The sequence below is a fragment of the Pseudobacter ginsenosidimutans genome (genome assembly GCF_007970185.1).
GTDB classification, from domain to species: Bacteria; Bacteroidota; Bacteroidia; order Chitinophagales; family Chitinophagaceae; genus Pseudobacter; species Pseudobacter ginsenosidimutans.
The window spans coordinates 7,068,053-7,091,791 of the sequence record NZ_CP042431.1; the positions used below are offsets into that span (position 1 = coordinate 7,068,053).

General features: G+C 48.5%; 21 protein-coding genes. 10 read left to right on the forward strand and 11 right to left on the reverse strand.

Annotation, left to right across the window (positions count from 1 at the left end):
• Nucleotides 1-184 precede the first annotated feature (184 nt).
• Complete coding sequence (locus tag FSB84_RS27525; RefSeq protein WP_130544187.1) at nucleotides 185-1,717, forward strand: S10 family peptidase; 1,533 nt, start codon at nucleotides 185-187, stop codon at nucleotides 1,715-1,717.
• A gap of 79 nt (nucleotides 1,718-1,796) precedes the next feature.
• On the opposite strand, the gene FSB84_RS27530 is transcribed toward FSB84_RS27525, so the two are convergent.
• Nucleotides 1,797-2,633 carry a hypothetical protein gene (locus FSB84_RS27530; RefSeq protein ID WP_130544188.1) on the reverse strand — a complete coding sequence of 279 codons (837 nt, stop codon included), beginning with the start codon at nucleotides 2,631-2,633 and terminating at the stop codon, nucleotides 1,797-1,799.
• Between the two features lie 133 nt (nucleotides 2,634-2,766).
• Here FSB84_RS27530 and FSB84_RS27535 point away from each other — a divergent pair, with 133 nt between their 5' ends.
• Nucleotides 2,767-3,456 carry a hypothetical protein gene (locus FSB84_RS27535; RefSeq protein ID WP_130544189.1) on the forward strand — a complete coding sequence of 230 codons (690 nt, stop codon included), beginning with the start codon at nucleotides 2,767-2,769 and terminating at the stop codon, nucleotides 3,454-3,456.
• Nucleotides 3,457-3,530: 74 nt separating this feature from the next.
• On the opposite strand, the gene FSB84_RS27540 is transcribed toward FSB84_RS27535, so the two are convergent.
• On the reverse strand, nucleotides 3,531-4,232 hold the full coding sequence (locus FSB84_RS27540) for a response regulator transcription factor (RefSeq protein WP_130544190.1): 702 nt from the start codon (nucleotides 4,230-4,232) through the stop codon (nucleotides 3,531-3,533).
• A 409-nt stretch (nucleotides 4,233-4,641) separates the two neighbouring features.
• Here FSB84_RS27540 and FSB84_RS27545 point away from each other — a divergent pair, with 409 nt between their 5' ends.
• From FSB84_RS27545 to FSB84_RS27560, 4 genes are all read left to right on the forward strand, one after another.
• Nucleotides 4,642-5,406 (forward strand): SDR family NAD(P)-dependent oxidoreductase, encoded by a 765-nt coding sequence (locus FSB84_RS27545; protein ID WP_130544191.1) that lies wholly within the window; start codon nucleotides 4,642-4,644, stop codon nucleotides 5,404-5,406.
• 81 nt (nucleotides 5,407-5,487) lie between these two features.
• The gene (locus tag FSB84_RS27550) at nucleotides 5,488-6,336 is read left to right on the forward strand and encodes a DNA alkylation repair protein (protein ID WP_130544192.1); all 849 of its coding nucleotides are present in this window, start codon (nucleotides 5,488-5,490) and stop codon (nucleotides 6,334-6,336) included.
• A 108-nt stretch (nucleotides 6,337-6,444) separates the two neighbouring features.
• Nucleotides 6,445-7,329, forward strand: coding sequence for a helix-turn-helix domain-containing protein (locus FSB84_RS27555; RefSeq protein ID WP_158644157.1), 885 nt, complete (start codon nucleotides 6,445-6,447; stop codon nucleotides 7,327-7,329).
• 54 nt (nucleotides 7,330-7,383) lie between these two features.
• Nucleotides 7,384-8,073 (forward strand): SIP domain-containing protein, encoded by a 690-nt coding sequence (locus FSB84_RS27560; RefSeq protein WP_130544194.1) that lies wholly within the window; start codon nucleotides 7,384-7,386, stop codon nucleotides 8,071-8,073.
• Between the two features lie 27 nt (nucleotides 8,074-8,100).
• Here FSB84_RS27560 and FSB84_RS27565 read toward each other — a convergent pair whose 3' ends face one another.
• Together FSB84_RS27565 and FSB84_RS27570 are read right to left on the reverse strand one after the other, a co-directional pair.
• The gene (locus FSB84_RS27565) at nucleotides 8,101-10,125 is read right to left on the reverse strand and encodes a T9SS type B sorting domain-containing protein (protein WP_225979904.1); all 2,025 of its coding nucleotides are present in this window, start codon (nucleotides 10,123-10,125) and stop codon (nucleotides 8,101-8,103) included.
• A gap of 71 nt (nucleotides 10,126-10,196) precedes the next feature.
• Complete coding sequence (locus FSB84_RS27570; protein WP_130544196.1) at nucleotides 10,197-10,994, reverse strand: nucleotidyltransferase domain-containing protein; 798 nt, start codon at nucleotides 10,992-10,994, stop codon at nucleotides 10,197-10,199.
• Between the two features lie 144 nt (nucleotides 10,995-11,138).
• Here FSB84_RS27570 and FSB84_RS27575 point away from each other — a divergent pair, with 144 nt between their 5' ends.
• Nucleotides 11,139-11,750 carry a CGNR zinc finger domain-containing protein gene (locus tag FSB84_RS27575; RefSeq protein WP_130544197.1) on the forward strand — a complete coding sequence of 204 codons (612 nt, stop codon included), beginning with the start codon at nucleotides 11,139-11,141 and terminating at the stop codon, nucleotides 11,748-11,750.
• 10 nt (nucleotides 11,751-11,760) lie between these two features.
• Entirely contained in the window at nucleotides 11,761-12,195 is a 435-nt protein-coding gene (locus FSB84_RS27580) for a RidA family protein (RefSeq protein WP_207234348.1), read from the forward strand.
• A gap of 17 nt (nucleotides 12,196-12,212) precedes the next feature.
• Here FSB84_RS27580 and FSB84_RS27585 read toward each other — a convergent pair whose 3' ends face one another.
• From FSB84_RS27585 to FSB84_RS27595, 4 genes are read right to left on the reverse strand one after another with little or no spacing between them, the layout of a single operon-like run.
• Nucleotides 12,213-12,851 (reverse strand): hypothetical protein, encoded by a 639-nt coding sequence (locus FSB84_RS27585; RefSeq protein WP_130544198.1) that lies wholly within the window; start codon nucleotides 12,849-12,851, stop codon nucleotides 12,213-12,215.
• A 42-nt stretch (nucleotides 12,852-12,893) separates the two neighbouring features.
• Nucleotides 12,894-13,511 carry an alpha/beta hydrolase gene (locus FSB84_RS27590; RefSeq protein ID WP_130544199.1) on the reverse strand — a complete coding sequence of 206 codons (618 nt, stop codon included), beginning with the start codon at nucleotides 13,509-13,511 and terminating at the stop codon, nucleotides 12,894-12,896.
• Between the two features lie 2 nt (nucleotides 13,512-13,513).
• Nucleotides 13,514-13,753: a VOC family protein gene (locus tag FSB84_RS31310; RefSeq protein WP_225979905.1), complete on the reverse strand. Its 240-nt coding sequence runs from the start codon at nucleotides 13,751-13,753 to the stop codon at nucleotides 13,514-13,516.
• On the reverse strand, nucleotides 13,753-14,466 hold the full coding sequence (locus FSB84_RS27595) for a VOC family protein (RefSeq protein ID WP_225979906.1): 714 nt from the start codon (nucleotides 14,464-14,466) through the stop codon (nucleotides 13,753-13,755). The genes FSB84_RS31310 and FSB84_RS27595 overlap by 1 nt, the downstream gene beginning before the upstream one ends.
• 85 nt (nucleotides 14,467-14,551) lie before the next feature.
• Here FSB84_RS27595 and FSB84_RS27600 point away from each other — a divergent pair, with 85 nt between their 5' ends.
• Together FSB84_RS27600 and FSB84_RS27605 are read left to right on the forward strand one after the other, a co-directional pair.
• The gene (locus FSB84_RS27600; protein ID WP_158644158.1) at nucleotides 14,552-15,034 is read left to right on the forward strand and encodes a patatin-like phospholipase family protein; all 483 of its coding nucleotides are present in this window, start codon (nucleotides 14,552-14,554) and stop codon (nucleotides 15,032-15,034) included.
• Entirely contained in the window at nucleotides 15,016-16,353 is a 1,338-nt protein-coding gene (locus FSB84_RS27605) for a hypothetical protein (RefSeq protein WP_147122406.1), read from the forward strand. Before FSB84_RS27600 ends, FSB84_RS27605 begins: the two co-directional genes overlap by 19 nt.
• Here the strand turns inward: FSB84_RS27605 and FSB84_RS27610 are convergent.
• From FSB84_RS27610 to FSB84_RS27620, 3 genes are read right to left on the reverse strand one after another with little or no spacing between them, the layout of a single operon-like run.
• Nucleotides 16,343-18,646, reverse strand: a complete 2,304-nt coding sequence (locus FSB84_RS27610; protein ID WP_130544202.1) for an aminotransferase class III-fold pyridoxal phosphate-dependent enzyme — start codon at nucleotides 18,644-18,646, stop codon at nucleotides 16,343-16,345. The genes FSB84_RS27605 and FSB84_RS27610 overlap by 11 nt on opposite strands.
• A gap of 3 nt (nucleotides 18,647-18,649) precedes the next feature.
• Nucleotides 18,650-20,602: an MGH1-like glycoside hydrolase domain-containing protein gene (locus FSB84_RS27615; protein WP_130544203.1), complete on the reverse strand. Its 1,953-nt coding sequence runs from the start codon at nucleotides 20,600-20,602 to the stop codon at nucleotides 18,650-18,652.
• On the reverse strand, nucleotides 20,602-23,721 hold the full coding sequence (locus FSB84_RS27620) for a glycoside hydrolase family 2 TIM barrel-domain containing protein (protein WP_130544204.1): 3,120 nt from the start codon (nucleotides 23,719-23,721) through the stop codon (nucleotides 20,602-20,604). The genes FSB84_RS27615 and FSB84_RS27620 overlap by 1 nt, the downstream gene beginning before the upstream one ends.
• Between the last annotated feature and the right edge of the window lie 18 nt (nucleotides 23,722-23,739).

A 23,739-nucleotide genomic window follows, 5' to 3' on the forward strand; every position in this document is an offset into this window, starting at 1 on the left:
TGAGTTTATATTTTTTTCTACAGAGTTGTCTTTTACCATAAACGAAGTGTCTGGCATGGCATGATCAAATCGCTTTCAGCAACCGTAAATACCTGAATCGAACCGCTGAACGGTGCCCCTTTGCGAGTTTTACCTTTATTCATTAGATTGCTGGATTCCAGAACCAACCAAACGGAGAATACATATGAAAAGATCTGCTCTGTTCCTGATTTCCATTTTTGCCATTGCGCAGGGGTATGCACAAAACAAACCCATACCCAAAGAAGTACCAGCAGCGAAAGAGGAAAAACAAGCCGCCTCTGCGCGCATACTCAATCCCGATCAATTTGTTGTTACGGAAAACGCTGTTACAGTAAAGGGCACACGAATCCCCTATCGCACCACTGCTGGGACCATTCCCGTTTGGGACGATGATGGCAAAGTGATCGCAGGCGTTTTCTACACTTATTATGAACGAAGCGATGTAAAGGATAAAACTGCAAGACCGCTGGTGATCTCATTCAATGGCGGCCCCGGCTCCGCTTCAGTATGGATGCATATTGCGTATACTGGTCCCCGTTTGCTCAATATCGATGATGAAGGATACCCTGTTCAGCCTTATGGCTACAAGGAGAACCCCTACTCCATCCTGGACGTTGCAGATATCGTATACGTAGATCCCGTGAATACAGGATTTTCGAGAATAGTGGACAAGAATACACCAGTCAGTAAGTTCTTCGGCACCCGCGCAGACATCAAGTACCTCGGCGAATGGATCAATACATTTGTAAATCGCAGCAACCGCTGGGCCAGTCCAAAATACCTGATCGGTGAAAGCTATGGAACTACAAGGGTATCCGGACTTGCCCTGGAACTGCAGAATACACACTGGATGTACCTCAATGGTGTGATCCTGGTATCTCCCACTGAACTCGATATCGAGCGTTCAGGCCCCGTCAGCGGCGCCAACAGGCTGCCCTACTTCGCCGCCACCGCCTGGTATCATAAAAAACTGGAACCATCCCTTCAGCAGAAAGACCTTACAGACATGCTTCCGGAAGTGGAAGAATTCACTGTGAACGAACTGCTCCCCGCACTCTCCAAAGGTGGATTTTTGGAAGAAGCGAAAAAGAAAGAACTGGCTAAAAAGATCGCCCGCTATTCCGGCATCTCCGAAAACGTGATCTACCGCAATAACCTGGTACTGCCTGTGAACCAGTTCTGGAAAGAGCTGCTGCGCGATAAAGGCTACACTGTAGGCCGGCTGGACAGTCGCTATCTCGGCGTAGACCGTAGCGATGGCAATGAATCACCTGACTTCAATGCAGAGCTCACCAGCTGGCTCCACTCCTTCACTCCTCCCATCAATATGTACCTGAGAGATGAACTGAGATACAAGACAGATCTCAAATACAATATGTTCGGACCGGTTCATCCCTGGGACAGAACGCAGGACCGTACCGGCGAAAACCTCCGCCAGGCAATGGCACAGAACCCCTGGCTCAAAGTGATGATCCAGAGCGGTTATTACGATGGCGCCTGTGATTATTTCAACGCCAAATACAGCATGTGGAATATCGATCCCAGCGGTAAACTGAAAGACAGGCTCAGCTTTGTTGGCTATCGCAGCGGACATATGATGTACCTCCGCAAGGCAGACCTGGAAACTTCGAATGAGGATATACGTAAGTTCATCAGGGCCTCGCTTCCAAAACCCGGTGAGCCGGCAAAATATTAACAGACTGCAAACTCAAAGAGAAAGGGTGTCTCCGCATTTTGCCGGGACACCCTTTCTCTTTATGATCAGGTACCGAAGTCTAGTAATATGTGTACAGGTAATCAGGATCAGTGAATACTGGGAAACCGAGAACAGTCATCAGGCTGCTCTCCGGGTAACAGTTTGTATTGTAAGTGTATTTCAGTCCTGATGTGATGTCTGCACCAAGACCTGTATGGTCCTGCCAGCGCTGGTCCGTATAGTTATTGTTGCCCCAGTAGCGGAAGATGCCATAGGCATCATCCAGGTAGAACATGTAAGGAGCAAGGTCTTTGAAAGGGTTCTTACGATCATCCCTTTTATAGGTATAGGTTGATTCTTTTTTGAAAGCGCTGCCATCGTACCAGTATTCTTCACCTCCTGTGATATTGTTGCCGGCATCGGTTTGCAGGTCCCAGTAGAAGTAAATTTCCGTTGGAGTATTGTAGCGTTCCAGTTTTACCAGTTTATCGTTATTGTACCGGAGTCTGATGCCAAAGCCGTCGTCGTTCTTCAGGTGCATGGAATCAACGCGCCCTGCCGCATCGTAACGGAACACAACTGTATCATATACATCTCCTGTTTCATTGAAAAGCAGTTCGCCTTCAACGATCTTTCCTCCGGAGTAGATCATATTGATGGTCCTGTATTCAGTGAGCGGTTCGTTGATCTTGATGGAATTGATGGAGCCATCGGTATTCCAGGTGGCTTCCACGTAAGAATCTGATTCGGCGGTGAACTGTATTCTTTTGATCTTCTGTACAATATCGTTGCAATTGCCATTGACGCCGCCGGAACCGGGATTGCCGGTACCATCGGTGGTATCGATACTTTTTTCTTTTGAACAGGAAGATAAGGCAACCAGGGCGGATAAGACCAATACGGAGAGGGATCGCATAATGATGGGGTTTATAATCGGGCTGTAAAATAGAGAAAAAATAGAAAAGGAGACTCTCTATTGTTAAGCAAGATGTAAAAAGGACTAACGCCTTCCGGGCTGCTCCGGCCCTTCTTACCTTTAAAATAAAAATATGAAAGCCCTGATCTTACTCGCCTTCATGCTTCCTGTGATTGGTTATGCCCAAAGCAGGAGCCTTGCACAGTTCGTGACCTGGCAGCCGAAGCCAGGCTTGGAAAAGCAGTTCGAAGAAGGATACAAGCGGCACCTGGACTGGCATGCAAAGGCCGGTGATACCTGGAACTGGTACGGATGGTTCTTCGTTTCCGGACCACGGGCAGGGCAGTTCATGGATGCCACCATCGATCATGCCTGGGGAGATTTCGATAATCCGGTGGATCCTGCCGGAGACCATGCAGACAATGAGCAGAACACCGTTCCCTATGCCAATTTCATTGGAGCCGCCAAACTCAATGCAGTAACATCCCTCAGCCGTCCCGGCCAATACGGCCTGCGGTCGAAATACATGAAGATGATCACCCTGCAGGTGCTGAATGAATACTCAGCCACCTGGCGCATCCGTAACCTGCGCAACAGGGTGGAAGATAAAAAAGGGATCAATTTTTTCGTCACCTATAAAACGATCGACGGCGGAAGGATGGACCATTGGTATATACTGATCGGGGCAGATAACTGGGCAGACTTTGAAGCCTGTGCGGATGCAGGTGATAAACTCCTGGATTCCGGCGTATTCAAATCCATTACTTCGGAAACCCTTCTCTACCGCCACGACCTCAGCCGTTTCCCTGCAGAGAAACAATGATCCGATTCATGTGCAAATAAAAAAAGCCTGTAAAGCGTAAGCTCTACAGGCTTTATGCTGATGAAAGACAATCCCTACAGAAAGGCGGAAGCCATATGGTGATTCGCATCTTCTTCGGGTGAATGAAGACGGATGATCTTACGCGAAATAGCGTATTTCAACAATCCCACAGTGCTGCGAACACCCAGTTTCTCCTTCATATCCTGGCGGATCTTTTCGATACTCCGCACACTCAGGAAAAGATGGTCTGCAATTTCTTTATTGCTCTTTTCTTCCCAGAGCAGTTGCAGCACTTCCCGCTCACGATCGTTCAAGGGAATTTCCGCGACCCCGCTCTTTTTGAAATTGTTCTGCTTGTTCCAGTACATCGCTTCGGTGAACAGCCGGCTGCGGAAGATCCGCTGCTCGGAAAGGGCAACAATGGCCTGGATCAGTTCTTCAGGCTCATCCGTTTTACTGAGGATGCCTGCAACGCCTGCATCCAGGAGGCCACTCAGCAGCTCCATATCGGTACACATACTCAGTACCAGGATCCTGATCTCGGGATACTCGGACTGGATGATCTTCACGGCATCGTTGCCGAAAAGTTTTGGCATGAACAAGTCCATGATGAGGATATCAACATGCTCCTGTTTCAGCTTTTCCAATAAATCCGGGATGTCTGGTGATTGTACTACTACCTGAACGTTTTCCTGGGAGGATAAAAAATTGTTGAGCGTTTTCCGGAATAAGGTGTGATCATCAACAATAGCAACATTTGTTAACTTGGATAGCATAAGGTTATAGTTATAAGGTTTTACAGCCGCAATAATTCTTCGGTTACACAAGGCAGTTTTAAAACCTGTCAGTAACGAGAAATAAATTTAAGGAAAAATTCAGCATGAAATTCAGGGGAAAAAGCCCTTCCAATGGGGTTTTTACACTGTTCGTTGTAAATAAACGCTTTAGTGCATGCGAGATTTTTTATTAAGTTAAAATCCTATTAATCTATCCTAAGTGTTCCTGCTTATTTACGCCAGCTCTTTCATCTGAAGCGGCCGGCCAAAAATAATTTCGTACCTTTGTGGTCCTTCCACAAACAGCTAACAGTACCTACTCTCAATTTTCTACCTTATCCGCAGCTCCGGAGCCGGTCAGCGAAACAAACGACAGGAAATGTATTGATAACATCTAAATTTCAGGACTATGAAAAGACTGGAAAACAAGGTTGCCGTCATTACCGGCGGAGCCGGCAGCATCGGAAAGATCACAGCTCAGTTATTTTTGAACGAAGGGGCCAAAGTGTTTCTCGTAGACATCAGTGAGGACGCACTGAAAAAAACAGCCGATGAGCTTGGCGGAGGAAAAAACCTCGCCTATGCCGCAGCAGACGTGACCAAATCAGCCGATGTGGAAAGATATGCCGCAGAAGCGGAAAAGAAATTCGGAAAGATCGATGTATTCTTCAACAACGCAGGTATTGAAGGCGTAGTAAAACCCATTACCGATTACCCTGAAGACGTATTTGATAAAGTGATAGCCGTGAATGTGAAAGGCGCCTGGCTGGGTATCAAGTATGTACTTCCCCGTATGAAAGATGGTGGCAGCATCATCAACACTTCTTCTGTGGCCGGTATCAACGGCAGCCCGGACGTAAGCGCGTATATCACCAGCAAACACGCTGTGGTAGGCATCATGAGGGCGATTGCAGTGGAAGCCGCTCCCCGTCGGATCCGCGTGAACTCCGTTCACCCTTCACCTGTAGACAACAGGATGATGCGTTCCCTCGAAGAAGGCTTTGCACCAGGCCATGGAGAGGAAGCCAAAAAGAACCTCGAAAAAACAATCCCGCTCGGCCGTTACGCCCAGCCTAAGGAAATTGCAGAACTGGTACTCTTCCTGGCAAGCGATGAAAGCAAATTCATCACCGGCACCACGCAGGTGATAGATGGCGGGCTCAGCGTATTGTAATATTTGTAAATGTTCATTTTCATCGTAGCCCCTGGCTTTTGCCGGGGGCTTTTCGTATCTTTTGGTTACCAAAACAACTACATGGCGAAAACTGTAAAAGTGAAAAAGGCAACAACTGTAAAAAAAACTGTTGCAAAGAAAACGCCGGCAAAAAGCCTCACTAAAAAAACAAAACCGAAAGCCACGGCCGAAAAATCCTCCACCAGCAATAATGAATTCACCGCAAAAGCTTTCGTGAGCGAACTCAACAAACTACAATCGGACGAAGAACTGCGTAAGATCCAACGCTATTTCAAATCCGGCGAAGGAGAATATGGCGAAGGCGACCAGTTCATGGGCGTGAAAATGGGCAACCTGTTCAGTCTCGCCAAAACCTTTATCGATATGCCACCGGACCAGCTGGAAATCCTCATGGAAAGCCCCATCCATGAGCACAGGGCCGGCGCCATGAGCATCATGGACAAACAGGGCCGCTCCAACAAGACCAGCCCACGGCGACGTAAGGAACTGTACCAGCTCTATCTCCGGCGCCACGACCGTATCAACAACTGGGACCTGGTAGATCTTGCCGCTCAATATGTAGTAGGTCGTTACCTCGATGATCAACCGAAAAATGTCCTCTATAAACTCGCCGTCTCGAAAAATATCTGGGAACGAAGAACAGCCATTGTGGCCAGCGTTTACTTTCTCCGGAAAAAACAAACAGACGATACATTCAGGATCGCGGAGATGATGGTGAACGATAAGGAAGATCTTATCCAAAAGGCCGCCGGTGGCTGGATCCGCGAAGCAGGCAAGCAGGACCCAAAAAGACTGATCGCTTTTCTCGACAAACACGCCGCTACCCTCCCCCGCACTTTCCTGCGTTACGCCATTGAAAAACTGCCCGCCAAACAAAAAGAATACTACATGAAGCTGGGCAAGAAATAAGAGCGGCGCGGGAATTACTGTTTGCGAAGACCTTGTTCCGCAATTCGTAACGCAAATCCAAACAGACTGCTGAATTTTGCAGAACTTGCACCCGCGTCAATGAATGTTATGGGAAGAAGAAAGAAGAAACAGGAAAATATTCCCCTGCATACTGCCGAGCTCGCTGATTCTGCCGGTTTCCGACTGGAGTATTTCGACCTGAGCTCCGAGTTCGATTCCTCCGCCGCACTGGAAGCGCACCGGGATGATCACTATGTGTTCTATGTGCAGACCCAGGGGCATACCGAAGTGATACTCGACTTTGAAACCCTCCGCCTGGAAGGCATTGTAGCGGGTTATATCAGGCCCGGGCAGATCCATCATTATATTGGAAGGTACAGTGCCGGTTATTTCCTGGCTGCCGATCCTTCCGTGCTCGACCAGCATTCCCGCACTGTTCTCGAATACGAACCAGCCTGTCGTCAGATTGTGAGCCTCCGTGAAAATGATCCCATCCTCCAGTGCATGCACCTCTTGCTCGCCACCTGCCGGGAACCTGTGGTCCACCCGGTTCAATTGAATGCACAACTGGCCCTGGTAAAGGCTTTCACCAGCCTGATGGCTGCAACACTAACGCAGCAGTATAGCCGAAACAGTAAACCACAGAGCCGGGCAGACAATATCCTGGTGGAATTCAGAAAACTGGTGAAGCAACATTTCCTCATGGCCAAAAGCGCCGGCCAATACGCGCTGATGCTGAACATCTCCACCTCCTACCTCAATGAAGTTGTGAAACAACAGACCGGCTTCACCGCCAGTTACTGGATCCAGCAGGAAATATTGCTGGAAGCCAAGCGCCTGCTGGTACATACAGACCTCAGCGCAAAAGAGATCGCCTACAGAACAGGTTACGATGATCCCACTTATTTCAGCAGGCTCTTCAAAAAAGTATCCGGCTGCTCTCCGCTGGACTTCCGTGCAAGGCACCACGAATTGTCCAATCAAAACCCATGATCGTCTATTCCCCGGGGCCGCCATTGTTTGTTGCTTTGCATAAACAATAAACAAGTGGAACAGGCAACAGGAATAAAATACAAACTCAGCGGACTGCTGGAATCCGCTCTGGCAAAGCGCGGAACGGTACTGTACGTACTGCGCCATTATGCAGGCATGTACGAAGTGAGAGTACATCTTCCCGAAACGAAGATGGAAAGCTGGAACAAACCCCAACATATCAAATGCAAGGTGGCTGCGGGCCGTTACCGGGATTATACGCCGGCAGTCTGGGACCCCATCACCAAAAGCTGCTCGCTCTTCATAGATACTTCGCATGAAGGCCCGGGCAGCGAGTGGGCAAGATCATTGAGGTCTGGTGATCCGCTGGTCTATCTCGGCATCGATTCCTATGGCAAAGCGCCGCTGGATACAGCAGAACAGGTCTACTTCGGAGATCCCAGCGCCATCGGTCATTTCTTTGCGCTGATGCAACTCACCAATGGCCTGGGAAAGATATCCGGGAGTATCATCGTGCAACACGAGCAACACCGGGAAGCATTCGAAGCCTCCTTCCCCAGCCTGAGCATCGATACCGTTTGCAGCACGGAAGCACTTGCGGCCAGCTCACCGCTGATCTCTGATGCGCCCGACAGGCAATTCTACCTGGCAGGAAATTCCATGATGGTGCATTCACTCCGTAAACTGCTGAAGCAGCAGGGCGTTGCCGCACATAAGATACATGCACAGGGATTCTGGAAATAATAGAAAAATGAAAACCGGAAAAAATGCTTACCGGATCAGCACGGTGGTGCCTTTTTTGAAAACCTGCTGGCCGCTGTCCTTATCGATATATTTCAGCGTCCACACGTAAGCCCCGGACGGCTGCGGTGTTCCGCGGAGCGTTCCGTCCCATTTCTTTGTCCAGTCCGTGGTACGGAAGATCAGCTGGCCGTAACGGTTATATACGCTGAATTCAAGATTGCCGGCCTTCCAGGCATTGAGCGGGTAGAGATAATCGTTATTGAAATCATTGTTCGGTGTGAAAGCATTGGGTACAGCGATATAACAGGTATAAACAACCTGTAATTTTTTCGCAAGCGTATCTTTGCAGCCTAAATCATTCGTCACTATCAGTTGCACAATATGGAATTTCGACCTGCCGATGGTGACCTTTGGATAGCGCTGCGGCAGCGGGCTGGGCGAGCTGCTGCGAAAACCATTATCGAAATCCCATTCCCAGCTCTGTATCTTCCCGATACTGGCATCCTTGAATTCGGCGGCATCTTCCGGACAAAGCACGTCCGGCATATTGAAGCGGGCGTCCAGCTCATTATCCAGGTTAATGATGGTATCTTTCGCTGCCGTGCAGAATCCGTTAGACACCATTAGATTGATCTTCTTCCGGCCGAAGGTCTTGAAAATATACCTTGGATTTTGTTGATCGCTGATATCCCTGTCATCGAAATTCCATCGCCATGCTTTCACATCATTTCTGGATGTATAGGAAAAATCCACCGTATCTGCTTTGCAGCCCCAGCGGATGGCGTAATTGAAATCTGCATTCACTGTGTCCCTGAGGATGAAGTCTACGCGGGAACCTGCCGGAGTGGCCTGCCGGCATTCATCTTCGAGAGTGTTGCCATCAGTGCCCTGTACTAACTCCAACGTATAGGTGCCTCCTGTCTGAATGGGTCCTGCAAATTCCACTTTGATGGTGGAACTGACGCCATTCACGCAATTGCCGGATGCCTTAACCACATTCACCGCTGTAGGGCCTGTAACACGGAAATCACTGCCATTGGCAGCAATGGAGCCGCACCACATCGGCTTCTGGAATACCAGTTCCACAAACCCGGGAGCACAGGCGGAAGGCCGGATACTGTCCATCGGCGTGTAAGGAACGGGCAATACATTGAATGGGATATTGGCGCCCACGGGCACAGCCTTATTACATTCATCCAGGAGCGTATTATTGTCAGTTCCTGTTTTCACGTTCACGGTATAGGTACCGGGAGGCAGTGCACCGCTCATATTGAGCATCACGGTATCCATATCGAAATTGTTATTGCAGCGTGAGCTAACGGCAGAGAGTATCCGTAATCCCGGAGGCAAGGGAGAAATGGTGAAATCGGATCCGTCGCCGGCAAGGCTGCTGCACAATAATTTTTTGTCGAGCCTGATGGTAACAGTGATGCCACCACAGCCAGCCCATGCTTTATCAGGTTTTGGAGGATTGGGATCTGTGATAACAGCAGTACCATCTTTGAACTCGAGATCATAGCCACTTTGTGAATCGGTAAAATGGCTTACCATCAAAAGATATTGTCTGCCTGCCACCAGGCTGGGCATGGCAGTGAAAGTGGGTTTTCCATCATTGCCCCGGGAGCCGCAAACCATGAAAGGTGCGCCGCCATTGCGGGTACCGGTATTTCCGCTGGTGCCTGACCAGTTACCGGCCACTACCAGGCTTTTGTCTGTGAATACATCGCCGGGGTCACGGCCGGTAATATCGAACAGTTGCCAATCGTAATCATCGCTGGCATTATTGGGCCGGATCTCGAATCCCAGCGTGCCGCTCACATAACACGTGAATTTATACCAGAAAGGATTTTTATCGGAATAGCCGAGACCATCATTTTCGCAATTGGGAACGGGGATCGGGCGGGTTTCGCAGATGGGGACAGTTGATTGTTTAAACACCATGCTGCCGCAGACAGGAAATGCGGTGGAAGGAAGTTGCCCCCTGGTGGTACAGTTCTGTGCCTGCAGGTGGATGGTTGTTAGCAAAGTCAATACCAGCGCCAGTATTCTCATATGCATAGTTGCTTGACTTCCCGGGAAGTAAAATCGTTGCAGAAGCTGCCAACTTAAATTACAGGGAATAATCAGTTATTGACCTTTTGAGGCAGTTCGGCAATTTCATCATAGTATTCAAGTACTTTTTTTTCCGTTCCGGTCTGCAATTGAATATCGCTGTCGAACAGATTGCTCCGGAGATCGCGGTACATTTCAATACATGTATGGATGGCTTTGAGGATCGACGCCCTGTCGTGCGTTGCCAGCGTTCCTTTGAGCTGTTGCAGGATGGATCCCGGCAGATGCTTTTCCAGTTTGCGCACACCACGTGGCAATTGTCCCTGGCTGACGAGGAGCAGTGGCCCCAGCACCATATTGCGGATAGCCGACAGGAAATCGATGGCTTCGAAGTATTCTCCACGGCCCAGTTTGGTAAGTCCATAATGGATCCAAACCCAAAACCTGTCTTCGATCCACTGATAACCCGGGCCTGGCCATTCGGCAGTGGTAACCCGAAGGCTTTGATCCAATTGTCCAAATACATCCGATAAGATCACGGGATCTTCCACCCGGAAAGCAAATTCTTCCAGTGTGAGGAATTTTATATCAACATGTAATAAAGGATCATCATACAAACAGATCAGCAGCCGGGGCTCGCCTACGTGCTCACCGGTGAAGGCAGACAGCAGTGCACCGAACTTCTGCGCCCAGGCCATCATTCGTTGTTTATCGCCACCCACTTTGTGTTTGGTTACCAGAACCAGGTCCAGGTCAGAAAATTCATCCAGCTCATTGCTCAGCCAGGAACCGGCAGCCGCCAGGCCGATAGCGCCGGGATCTTCTGCTACAATGGCCGCAGCACGTTCCGCAAACAGGCGTTGTATCATAACGGATGCATTTGGTCTGTATCTAAGGTACCCAATTATCACGGGAAGTGGCTCAAAAAATAAACGGACGAGTTATCACCGGTATTTTAGTTTTTACTGGTAAAATACTATTTTTACTACATAATATCACTTTACCGGTAACATATGGAAAACATCGATGTAACCAATATGTCTGTTTGCGGCGGGATCCTCTGCCTGGATTTCATCAATACTGTAAGTGAATGGCTCCCGGAAACAGGAAAAGAATATATCACTCATCATGAGGCATTGATCAAATGGACAAAAAGAATGGACTTCCTGAGCCCGAAAGCATTCAGGGCTTATGAGATCGCAGCACGCAGACTGGAGCCACAACAACAGGTATCTGCATTGAAATATTTCCGGCAGGTGCGCCAGTGTATGTATGAGGTGATGAATGAAGTGGCGAAGAAGAAAAAAGTGGCTGGCCCTTTTGACCAGCTCGGTGATCATATCCGTTCAAGCAACCGTCACCTCATATACAAAAAAGATGCTGCAGGAACCGTCAGCGCCTCCTTCGATGAACAGTACCCTGCAATGATCCCCGTATGGCATGCACTGCAATCTGCAGCTTCCCTCCTGCTGGACGCTGCCCAATGGAACAGGGTAAGGAGCTGCCCTTCCTGTGGCTGGCTGTTCCTGGACAGCAGCAAAGGCGGAAAAAGGAAATGGTGCGATATGACGCTTTGTGGCAGCCGGGACAAAGCATCTCGCTATTATTACAATCACAAGCAATAAACCTTCCTGTATGCTAAAACCTATCCTGGTAACATTTATCGTTTCAACCTTTCTATCCTGTAAAACTTCTTCCATCATGCAAACCAAAACCATCGACCCTACCGGCTACGGCTATTCGCAGGCGTATGAAGTAAGCAACGCCAGAAAACTATTATTCGTCAGCGGACAGGTGCCGGAGGACGAGAAAGGGAATGTGCCGCCTGATTTTCCCTCGCAATGTGCGCTGGCATGGAAAAATATTGAAGACAAACTGAAGAAGGCCGGTATGACACTGGAGAATATCGTGAAAGTGAATGTATATCTCTCAGATCGAAAATATCGTGGCAAATGCAGTGATGGCAGGCCGGCTATCCTGCAAAAGACGCAACCGGCCATGACCATCATCATTACCGGGATCTATGACGAGATATGGCTGTTGGAAATTGAAGTGGTGGCTGCTGCCTGAAATTTTGCAGCCCCTTCTTATCTGAAAGCGAAATATAGAAAGATCAAAGTTCTCACCAAACCAATATTGAACACGATCCATCCCTGGTTCACCGTCCAGTTATCATACAAGGGCATTTTGGAGCCATCTTTCATTGTACGTTTGGCGGTGATCATCAGCGCTCCAATCAGCATGCCAACGATGGCGAAAATAATCGCCAGCAGATAGGTAATTACCAATGTGGTTGTACTGATCCTTTCCTTGCCATTGATTTCTTCTTCGTTGAAAACAGCAAGAACAGCCAGGCCATCCGTTCTCACATTCCTTTGCTGCAGTAATCTTTTTGCCAGTGTCTGGTCCAGATGGTTCCAGTCTTCCGACTTTTGCAAAACTTCCAGCAACTCTTCATTGGAGAATTGAAAAAGATAATAATCCGCCGGAAGTTCATCCACCTGTTTCTCCATTTCCTTCTTTACCAGTGATTCCACTTTTCCAAAATCCTCCTGCATTACTTTCACGATGTACTTCGGCTCTGAATCTTCGCCCAGATAAATATTATCAAGCGGGGTTCTCAATCGCTCCGCATCAAAAAGAATATTGTTCGCGTCCAGCAATGCTGCAAATTCTTCGGCCTCTTCTTTCGTGTAAAACCTGGAATAGGTAAGGAATGTAGACATGGGATCGGTTTTGTACAAGCTTAATTTACATTTTCCCTTCGATTATGCGAACATCAGTTTTTTCACCTGCTGTATTTCATCTTCACTGATGGTATGCCCCATCCCTTTGTAGATCTTGTCGGTTACGGCAGCATTCATGGAACGCAGAATGGCTGCGGAAGCAAGCACCCGGCTGGCAGGTACATGGGGATCGGGATCGCTGCTACCAATGAAAATGGGTGTTTGATTGAAATCGCCACCGTAATTGCTTGTATCGATATCGGCTCCGATCAGCCCTCCCGTAAAAGCGATCACACCTCCGTAACGATTGGCGCGGCGTGCGGTATACTCCAGGGTAAGACAGGCGCCCTGCGAGAAACCGAGAAAATAAAGATTCTCTTTTTTAATGCCGGCGCTCACCACATCGTTCACCACTTCATCCAGCACCTGGATGGCGGAACTGAGCCAGGGCTCATTCTCCTCCACTGGAACAAGGAACGAATAAGGATACCAGGTATGATTGGTAGCCTGCGGCGCCAGTTGCGCAAATTCTTTAACAGGAAGATATTCTGCCATCGACAGGATACCGGCTGCATCCGCCCCCCTGCCATGGATCATGATGATGGCGGAATCCGCTTCAGACAAAGGTTTGCCGGCGGCCACCACTTGTTTTATATGCATAATTATTTGTATTGATCGATATGAAGGGAAACAGGAGGCAATTCATTTTCCAATTTGCTGCGACGTGCCTCATATTGCGGTGGTAGTTTCAGCAACTCTCCGAGATGTGCGAAGTCTTCGTCCACATCGAAGCCGGGGCCTGAAGTGGCCACTTCAAAGAGAACGCCGCCTGGCTCACGGAAATAGATACTCGTAAAATAATTGCGGTCAAGGATCGGCGTTGGATTGAGAGACCGGTCCATTAATTTTTCTGAACAGCTGTTTGAGATTCTCTGTCGGGCGTTGCAAATGCGATATGATGCACAGTACCACTGCCGCCAAGACCCCGCAGGCTGTCGGGCGTACAGAGTATGTCTACATAATTACCGGGAGCATTGGTGGCGGCGAATCGAAAACGATTGCCTCTTTCACCGATCAGCTGATGGTCCATTTGCTCAGTGAGCAATCCCGCCGTCCGCTCATATCCTTCCTCCCAGATCTCCACACTGTAAAAGCCCTTGATGGCATGTTCCGGTGGGATCTGTCCATATGAGAAACCTGGCCTCTTATCTGCATCGTTGAACACTAACTCAAGTCCCAGGCCATCACTGTCTTCAAAATAGATCACAGTCTCCATATTGAACCGGTCCTCGGCAGGCTTGTACCTAACATTGAATTTCTTCAGCCTCTCTTCCCAGTAACCAATAGACGAAACGGGCAGGGAGAAGGTGGTTGTATTGAGCATTCCCTTGCCATGACGGCCTCTCACCAATCCAGTATAGGGAAAGAAAGTGAGGATGCTGCCGGGGTTGCCGGCTTCGTCGCCATAATAGAAATGATACACATCAGGGGCATCGAAATTGATCGTTTTCTTTACCAGTCGCAGGCCAAGTATACCTGTATAGAAGTCCACATTTTTCTGGGAGTCCGCAGCGATAGCTGTGACGTGATGAATGCCTGTGATCAGTTGTGACATATCTGTGAATTTGAAGTATTCAAATATCCTTGTTTTTAAGCAAATAATTTCTGTAACTTTTCGGACTGAATCCAAACCATTTTCTATGAATCCCTCCACGAGTCAGCCCCTGGAGCTGAGGGTCATCGACGGATGCACAACCGTTGAACCTGAAACACCGCTTCAATCCATTGCGCTCACCTTTTCAGGTGGCGGGTTCCGCGCAGCCAGCTTTTCACTGGGTGTACTCTCCTATCTTCACCGGATACCATTTCAAAACAAATCTTTACTTCAAAAGGTTCGCTTCATCACCAGCACCTCGGGTGGCTCCATCACCAATGCCGGATATGTAAGCAGCCTGTACACCAATCCCAGGCACAGTTTTCCATCTTTCTACCAGGAGCTTCGTGAAAAAATGGAAGGTGAACAACTGCTGCAGGAGGCTTCGGAATATTGCGGGACAAGAAAAGCTGGACTGAATCCGGTGAATATCTGGACGAAAAAGGCAACAAGACCGTCATCAAAAAGAAACGAAATCTCATCAATGCCTTCGCAAAAGCATACGATAAAATGCTTTTCGATCATGTAACACTGGGTGAGATAGCCGATGCCAACCACGAAAAAGTAAAACCACACCTGGAAAAAGTCTGTTTCAATACCACGGAGTTCAATAACGGGATCAATTTCTATTTCCAGATCAATGCGCACCGCCACCATGTTCTGCGTAACGGTAACGGATACCTGAAATTCTCCAATAATCATACAGCAGCCCGCCTCAAGCTCAGCGATGTGGTGGCTGCTTCCAGCTGCTTTCCCAGCGGCTTCGAGCCCATCCTGTATCCCAATGATTTTGTGCACGAAAGGAATACCAGCGTAAATGAGATGCTGGAAGGTCTGGAATACGAACATAATAACCCACTGGACATAAACAAAGTGAAAAACAAAACCTTTGCGCTGATGGATGGCGGCATCTGCGACAATATGGGATTGCGGGCCGTTCAGATGGAAGACAGCCGGCGCCTCAATGGAAAAGCAGGAAACAAAAAAACAGAACAACATCCATTCGACCTGATACTCTCCTGCGATGTGAGCAGTTATTTCAATGATCCTTACCAGGAACACAACAACGGTACCGGGAAAGCATTGAGATTCCTCACCATCCAGCGACTGATCAATATCTGCAAGTATTCCAATATCCTGCTGCTGGCCTGCATTGCATCCATCCTGCTGAACATTGCACCCATCGCAGGTTACCTGCTGTTGATCCCTTCTTTTACATTATCATTTCTCTACTGGACAGGTTACACCAAACTCAAAAAAGCAAAAAAGAAAAATAAAGGATCGATGGCAGTGGCTTTCCGCTACCTGGATTATTTTCTGCGGCTGCCCCTGAACAAACTGGTGCCGATGGTGAACGAAAGATTGAAAAGCTCACTGATGCTGGTGAGCGACCTCTTCCTGAAACAGATCAGGAGAGGTCAATATGAACATCTTCTATCCAAGCCGATCATGAAGAACCGTGCATTGGTTTGCCTGATCTATGAATTCAGCAGTGCCCATGAAGTAAGAAGACTGAAGAACCTGGAAGATGTAGACTCCGTTTGGTGGGATAGCATGAAGCCTGACCTGATGCCTTCAAAGGCTGTTCAACAATTGGTGGATGAAGCCAGAACGATGGGCACCACTCTCTGGTTTGATGAGGAACAAAAAGAGAAGAAAGATAAAGTGATCGCAGCTGGTCAGCTCACAGCCTGCTACAATCTGATCAAACATATCTGTCGCCTGGAAAGCCTGCATGAACGCTACAAACAAGATGCAGACCTGCAGGAACTGAAACAGGGGCTGCTGACCGACTGGAAACGTTTTCAGCAAAACCCCTGCTTTATGATCGATAACCTTACTGCATAGCAGACAATACAGCATCGAGTTGCTGCACCATCTGCAGGGCATTGTCACGGGTGAATACCAGTGGTGGTTTTATTTTCAGCACATTGTGTAAAGGGCCATCTGTACTCAGCAGGAAACCTCTTGCTTTCATGGCCTGGACTATCTGGTGGATCTCGGGAACAGCAGGTTCTTTGGTTGCCCTGTTCTTCACCAGCTCTGCCCCCACGAACAATCCATGTCCACGCACATCCCCGATGATCGCGTGTTTGGCCATCAGGTCTTTCAGTAACTGCAACAGGTAATCGCCGGTATCCCTGGCATGGCGCTGCATCTCTTCATCCTGTATCACATCCAGTACTGCAGCGCCGGTGACCATGCTTACCGGATTGCCGCCGAAAGTATTGAAGTATTCCATTCCATTATTGAAGGCATTGGCGATCTCTTCCGTAACCACAACAGCCGCCAGCGGATGTCCATTACCGATAGGTTTTCCTAATACCACAATATCAGGCTCCACTTCCTGTAACTGGAAGCCCCAGAATTTCTCACCTACCCTTCCGAATCCCACCTGTACTTCGTCTGCAATACAAACGCCACCTGCCGCTTTCACATGTGCGTATACAGATTGCAGGTAGTTGTCCGGCAAAGGGATCTGTCCGCCTACTCCCAGCAGGGTTTCGCAGATGAATGCTGCCGGCGCTTTCTGTTGCTGCTTCAATTCAGCAATGATGCGTTGTACATCGGCTGCATATTTTTCACCGGCCATTGCATCTCCGTACTGATATTGTCCGCGGTAGAGATCAGGTGAGATGGCTTTATGCACCCAGGGCTGCTGCCCGAATCCGCCTTTGCCATCGAATTTATAGGGACTGATCTGGATAGCCACGGTGGAAGTACCATGGTAGGCATGATCCAGCACAATCACATCCTCCTGCTTTGTGAAATGACGGCTCATGCGAATGGCCAGGTCATTGGCTTCACTGCCTGAGTTGGTAAAATAACAGACCTTCAGCCTGGGAGGCAATGTAGCTGTGAGTGCAGCGGCAAACTCTTCCAGACCATCATGCAGGTAACGCGTATTGGTGTTGAGCCTCGCGATCTGCTGCTGCATACGACGCACAACTACAGGATGGCAGTGGCCTACATGGCTCACATTGTTTACACAATCGATATATGTACCGCCCTTGTCGTCGTACAGATATTGCAATGCACCGCGCGTGATCTTCAGCGGTTGATCATAACTGATACTAAGATTGCGACCTATATATTTTTTCCGTTCTGCAAGGAGTTCTGCATATTCATCTTTGGTAATAATGGAAGCAAATCCACAGGCTTTCCTGAAGGCATCCTGCGCTTTTACCGGATTGCATTGGATCAGGTATTCCAGTAATTCCCAGGCGGATTTTTCCGTAACGAAATGATGTTCATTGGTGCTGCCATTAGCTGTATTCATGGCAGATTCAGCAACGCTGATGCATAACCGAGCTGCGATAAGCCAGTACAACAGATCTGTTTCCTGTTCCGTAAGCGGATAAGCGCTGTGGTAACCGCCCACTACCAGGGATGCTGCATACAAAGGATCTTTCGCATCGAACATAGCATAGGTGCAGGCCACCGCCAGGTTGTTGATCAGCGCTGTATACACCATATCGCCAAAATCGATCAGGCCGGAAATCTTTCCATTGGTCACCAGGAGATTGTAATCATTGGCATCATTATGTACATAGGCATGTCGCAGAGAACTCAGTACAGGCTGCACTTCTGTATCGAATTGCAGGAGGAAATAACCTGCAATCCGCCTTTGATGCGGATCAGTGATGTATTTCAATTTCCTGTTGGCATCGGGCGCTGTACTGATATCCCAGGTATAACGCCTGTGCATAGCCGGATGGGAAAAGGTGCTGAGATGACGGTCCATGGTTCCCAGGAAATTCCCGAGATCAGCGTAGAGGCTGCCCGGACGAACGGTTGAGGCTGCCCAGAAATTACCTTCCAGGAAATTGAGCAGGCGAAGATAGTATCGTTTTCCATCTATCAGTACCGGCACCATTTTCAACTGGTCATCAATTGCGGGATAATGCTGCTGTAATCTCGATCCCACAGAGGTAAATGCAAGATGCTCCGTGATCTTCACCTGTGCCCGCAGGAATGCTGCACCATGCTGATCAGTTCCCACTTTGAATACGTACCGTTTTCCATCACTGGCGGTGATGAGATAATTCCATTCATCATATCCACTCAGATCAGTTGCCTTCCCGGCAATCCCGAAATACTGTTTAACGAGCAGGTTCACTGCTTCTGTAGAAAATCTCATGTGTTATCTGGACTTTAGTAAGAGTAAAAGATGTGCGGCCGACCAGCTGAAATTCTTTGCATTGAGCCCTTTCCCGGTCAGCGGGTGATAGTTCTCGCAAATGGGGGCGTCCGACAGGATCCCTTCTCCGTTCTTCAATAATTTATTCACCAGTTGACTGGCAAGATCATGATAGCCGTACCGTTTCAATCCATCGATCCCGTAATTGAACTGATCCAGCCATACAGGCCCACGCCAGTATCCCTTCATCGGATCGAAAGCGGGATGGCTGGCGCTCAGCGTAGGCAATGGAACAAGTGTATTGAAGATCGTTCCGTTTTGCATTTTCTTTTGCACGGCAGCAGCCTGTTGTTTGTTGCTGATGCCCGCCCAAAGCGGGATCCAGCCTTCCGGTCCATCAACGGAAATATAACCGGGACGGTCCATTCTTTTATCGTAGTAGAAGCCACTTGCAGCATCATAGAAGGCTTTATTGATAACAGGTTTCAGGGCAGCCGCTTCGCGCTTCCATTGCTTTGCCGCAGTTTTATTACCGAGTTCGGTGGCAATGTCTGCGAGGTATAATTTTTCACGATAGAGATAAGCATTGAGGTCAACACTTTCCTGATCGAGGCTCCAGGCTGTTGGGTTGTTTTTCAACATCACGGCGCTGTCGAAACGGACGGCATTGTCCATCCCGCTTTCCCAGGCTGCCGCAATGCGCGTACCATCGGTAGAACCGTATTCGCAAAGTCCATTTTTATTGTGATCGCGATTGGCATACCACCAGCGATGATAATGAACCAGTTTATCATACATCTCCTGAAGAAAGGCTTTGTCGGGAGCTTGTTTGTATACTTCGTATACGCCCCAGGCGGCGAGCGGAGGCTTGGTGTCCCGGAGATTGTTTTCCGATTTGTCGCTGTAAATGCAATCGGGCACCATACCGTTATCGTCCTGATAATCGAACATACAACGGATATTATCCCTTGCTATCTGCGGATCTATCAAAGCCAGTCCCACAGCCTGTTTCCAGCTATCCCAGCTCCACACGCCGTAGAAGCCCTGGTAATTGACGGAAGGGAAAACACCGTCGTGCAACAGGTCTTTAGAAGCACTTCTCCAGTTAGTGATCAGGGTAACGATGGCTTTTACAGCCAGTCTTTTTTCCTGTTCGTTAAGGCCGGGACTACTGGTAAAATAGTTGTTGAGATAAGTATTCCAGCGTTGTCTATTTTTCTCGAAAGCTGTTTCAAAGCCAGTAGCTGCAGACTCCGGCACGTGATTTTCGGATGGATAAAAAGCTTCTACCCTGTTCCAGGAAATGGTGGCGCCCTTCCCGATAGTTATCGGTTGGGCGATAGCGGTATAGCTGCTGTCCCGACGGATAATATTGCATTGCAATTTTTCCGGCAAATGCAGGCGAAATATTTGTTGCGCCTTTGTAAACCTGACCTGCACAGTATTTCCTTCGCCTCCCAGTTCAATCCCTTTACCAAATGCCAATCCTTCATACACCGGTGTGATGCTGCGTTGTTGATCCGCCAGATTGGTGATACTTGTATTGATCATCGCTTCACGATTGGAAACGAAGATGAGCTGCATCCTGATTTTCAGATTTTCACTTTCCAGTATTTGCTCCAGCATGCCGGGATAATAATGCAGAATGGCTTTTGCTGAAGAGAGGTCCAATTGCTTCGCTCCTTCCAGCAATAACAGCTTTGCAAAACCATTACCCAGCCATTTGCCATCCATATCCATCAGCAGCGGGCCTGTGAAGCCACCGTGATCAGCTTTATCAGCGGGCAATGCATAGGCATGCCAGGCGCCGAGATCACTGAATACGGAAGGCTCGATAGCCCGTGGTTTCAGCACGGTATTACGCAGATCAAGCACATCCGGGAACTGGTCCCGTTGTGCCTGAGCCTGCGTGCTGATCGTTGTTATCAGTAAAAAACTTATTACGCTTCTGTACATTATTTTGCTTTTTCATTCAATTTATCAGAGGGCCGGATGGGACGTAACGTGAACGTATAATTGTAGTCCATGTACGGTAACATGTAAGCTGCATGTGTTCTGGCGCCCCAGCTGTTATCGCCTCCAACACCCATTTGTTTGTAATCGATATTCCACCAGATCAGCGGATCGTTGCTCATGCTGCCACCATGATTGTTCTCTTTTGCATGTCTGTCGAATTCCAGTTTTTTCATATCGAAATGCAATACACCGGTACTGATGGTGGGTGCTCCAATGGCCATCAGTCCGATCCCGCTTTTGTTCTGCATCCCCATCCAGCGTACATCAGTTCTGTAGCCACTTTCCTGTGCGCGGGGATAAGGATGAAAAAGCGAATCTGCCGGCATACTGTACAGATCGATGGCCGCAGCGGTCTTGCGATCATCATAGTTATCAAAAGGCCCGCGGCCAAACCAGGTCACTTTATTGAAATCGGGCTGCAACAAAACACGCATACCAAATCTCGGCATTTCCGGGAAATTGTTATTGCCTGCTTTCATCAGCACATTCACCTGAACGTTTCCGTTGGCGTTTACCAGGTATTGCACTTTATAATTTGCCTCAATAGCAGGCAAATAATGTACAGTAGTGATGCTGCTTTCGTATTCATTCACCTTTACTGCATTGAAAGAATCCAGTCTCGCTCCCTTCAGGGGATCCTGCCATACCGCGCAGCGGATCTGCATGCTGTTACCGATATCTGTATCAGTTGGAGCACGCCAGAAATGCGGTACCAATGCATCTTTCAAGATATTTGTACCAGCAATCCGGTACTGTTTCAGCCAGCCTGTCCGTTGATCAAAACCAACATTGAATATTCCATTACCCATTTGTAACAGACCATTGGCCTCTTGCTGAACCAGTGGTTCTGTATAATTTTTTTCCTGTTTTGCAGCAACAAATCCGGGCAGCCCGAATTGTTCCCAGGCGGCAATATGTCCGGCTGGAAGCATTGCAGAAGCTGTATTTGTTCTGGCTTCCACGGTCAGGAAATACTCAGTGTTGGGTTGACGTGTATAGTTTGGTATTGCCAGTTCCATATCTCCTGAGGTATGCGGTTGGATACTTTGCACAGGAGCAGAACCGGAAGCCACCACCTGTCCCTCAGCCTTGACAGACCAAAACAGCGTATAGGCATCCAGGTTGGTAAAGTCTGTACGATTGATTAGCCGGATGGTATTGGCGCTTAAACCAACTGTGCTGAAACTGATGGGTTGGTATACTTTTTTCAATTCATATGCCTGGGGATGCGGCTTACGCGCTGCATCGAACAAACCATCGGCACAGAAACTTGTATCGCTGGTGGCGCCTACATTTCCCATATCGCGGCCATAAGCCCAGAAGCTGCGACCAGCCGCATCCTTCTTTTCAAAAGTCTGATCGGAGAAATCCCAGATGAATCCTCCCTGCAGTTGCTGGTTACTGTAGATCAGGTCCCAGTAGGCTTTCAGGTTGCCACCGCCATTTCCCATCATATGCGCATACTCACAGAGGATGAAGGGCCGGCTTCTCCACTCCTTCACATATTCCTGCAACACATGGATGCCGCGGTACATGGGAGTGATGATATCGGTGTAGGGATTATCGCGGGCCTCATCGTATTCAACAGGACGGGTATCGTCGTTCGCTTTCAGGAACTGGTAGGTAGCGATGAAATTATCTCCGAAACGGCTTTCATTGCCGAGGCTCCAGGTTATTATGCTGGTGAAATTTTTATCGCGCTCGAACATACGGCGGGTCCTGTCGAGATATGCGGCCTTCCATTCCGGTTTATCGGAGAGCGTTTTCAATTCGTGGAAGTCCATGCCATCGCATTCGATATTGGCTTCATCCACCAGGTAGATGCCGTATTGATCACAGAGCTGGTACCATTCTTCCCGGTTAGGATAATGGCTGTTGCGGACGGCATTGATGTTGAAAGCCTTCATCACTTTGATATCCCGCACCATGCTTTCTTTGCTGATCACTTTGGCAGTGAACATATCGTGCTCATGCCGGTTCACTCCTTTGACCTTTACGGGAACGCCATTGATGAGGAAGAGTCCATGCTTCACTTCGGCTGTGCGGAATCCGATGCGATGTGCAAAGCTCTCGATCAGTTTTCCATTTTTATCGAAACTGTTCACCACCATCGTATAGAGTGATGGTGTTTCGGCGGTCCATCTTTTTACATTTTTCAATTCTGACCTGAACCGGTAGTTGCGGCCTGTATCGGAAGATTGCTTTTGCTGGAAAACCAGGTCGCCCTTTTCATCCAGGATCTTCACCTGCAAGGCAATTTGTTTTTGTGTAACTGGTTTACGGTTGAGGGTAAGGGTACAATCAAAAATACCATTCGTATAACCTGCATCCAGACCGGCTTTGGCGAAAAAATCATAGACAGCCAGCCTGGGTCTGGCGATCAGTTCCACGGAACGCTCGATGCCACTGAGCTTCCACATGTCCTGCCCTTCCAGGTAAGTACCGTCGCTGAAGCGGAAGACCTGCACAGACACTGTGTTGGAGCCTGATCTCAAATAAGGTGTAATATCAAATTCAGCAGGGGTTTTGCTGTCTTTGCTGAAGCCAACATAGTGATCATTGATCCAGCAATAGAAAAATGAATTGACGGCGCCGAATCGAAGGAACACATCGCGTCCCTTCCAACCGGCGGGAAGCTGGAAACTGCGTTTGTAGGAGCCAACAGGATTGAAGTCTTCCGGTACAAAAGGCGGATTCACTTTGATGGGATACTCTACATCTGTGAAAATGTAACTGTCCTTTCCCTGGGTTTGCCAGTTGGCAGGTACAGGGATCTCAGACCATTTGCTTACATCAAAATTTTTTTTGTAGAAATCAGTGGGCCTGTCGGATGGTTTGTTGACGATATTGAATTTCCATATTCCATCCAGCGAAAGGATACTGGTGGAGGATTGCTGCTGAATTGCAGCGGGCTCATTGCTGTAGGGAATGAACCAGGCGTGTGGAGTAACTGTGTTGAGAGAAGGAACGGTGGGATTTTCCCAGTCATTGTTCGTTGATTGCGCAATCGCCATCCATGGCATTGCAGCCAGCACGAGAGATAATACCTTTTTTTGCATGATCGTCTTAATCAGTTT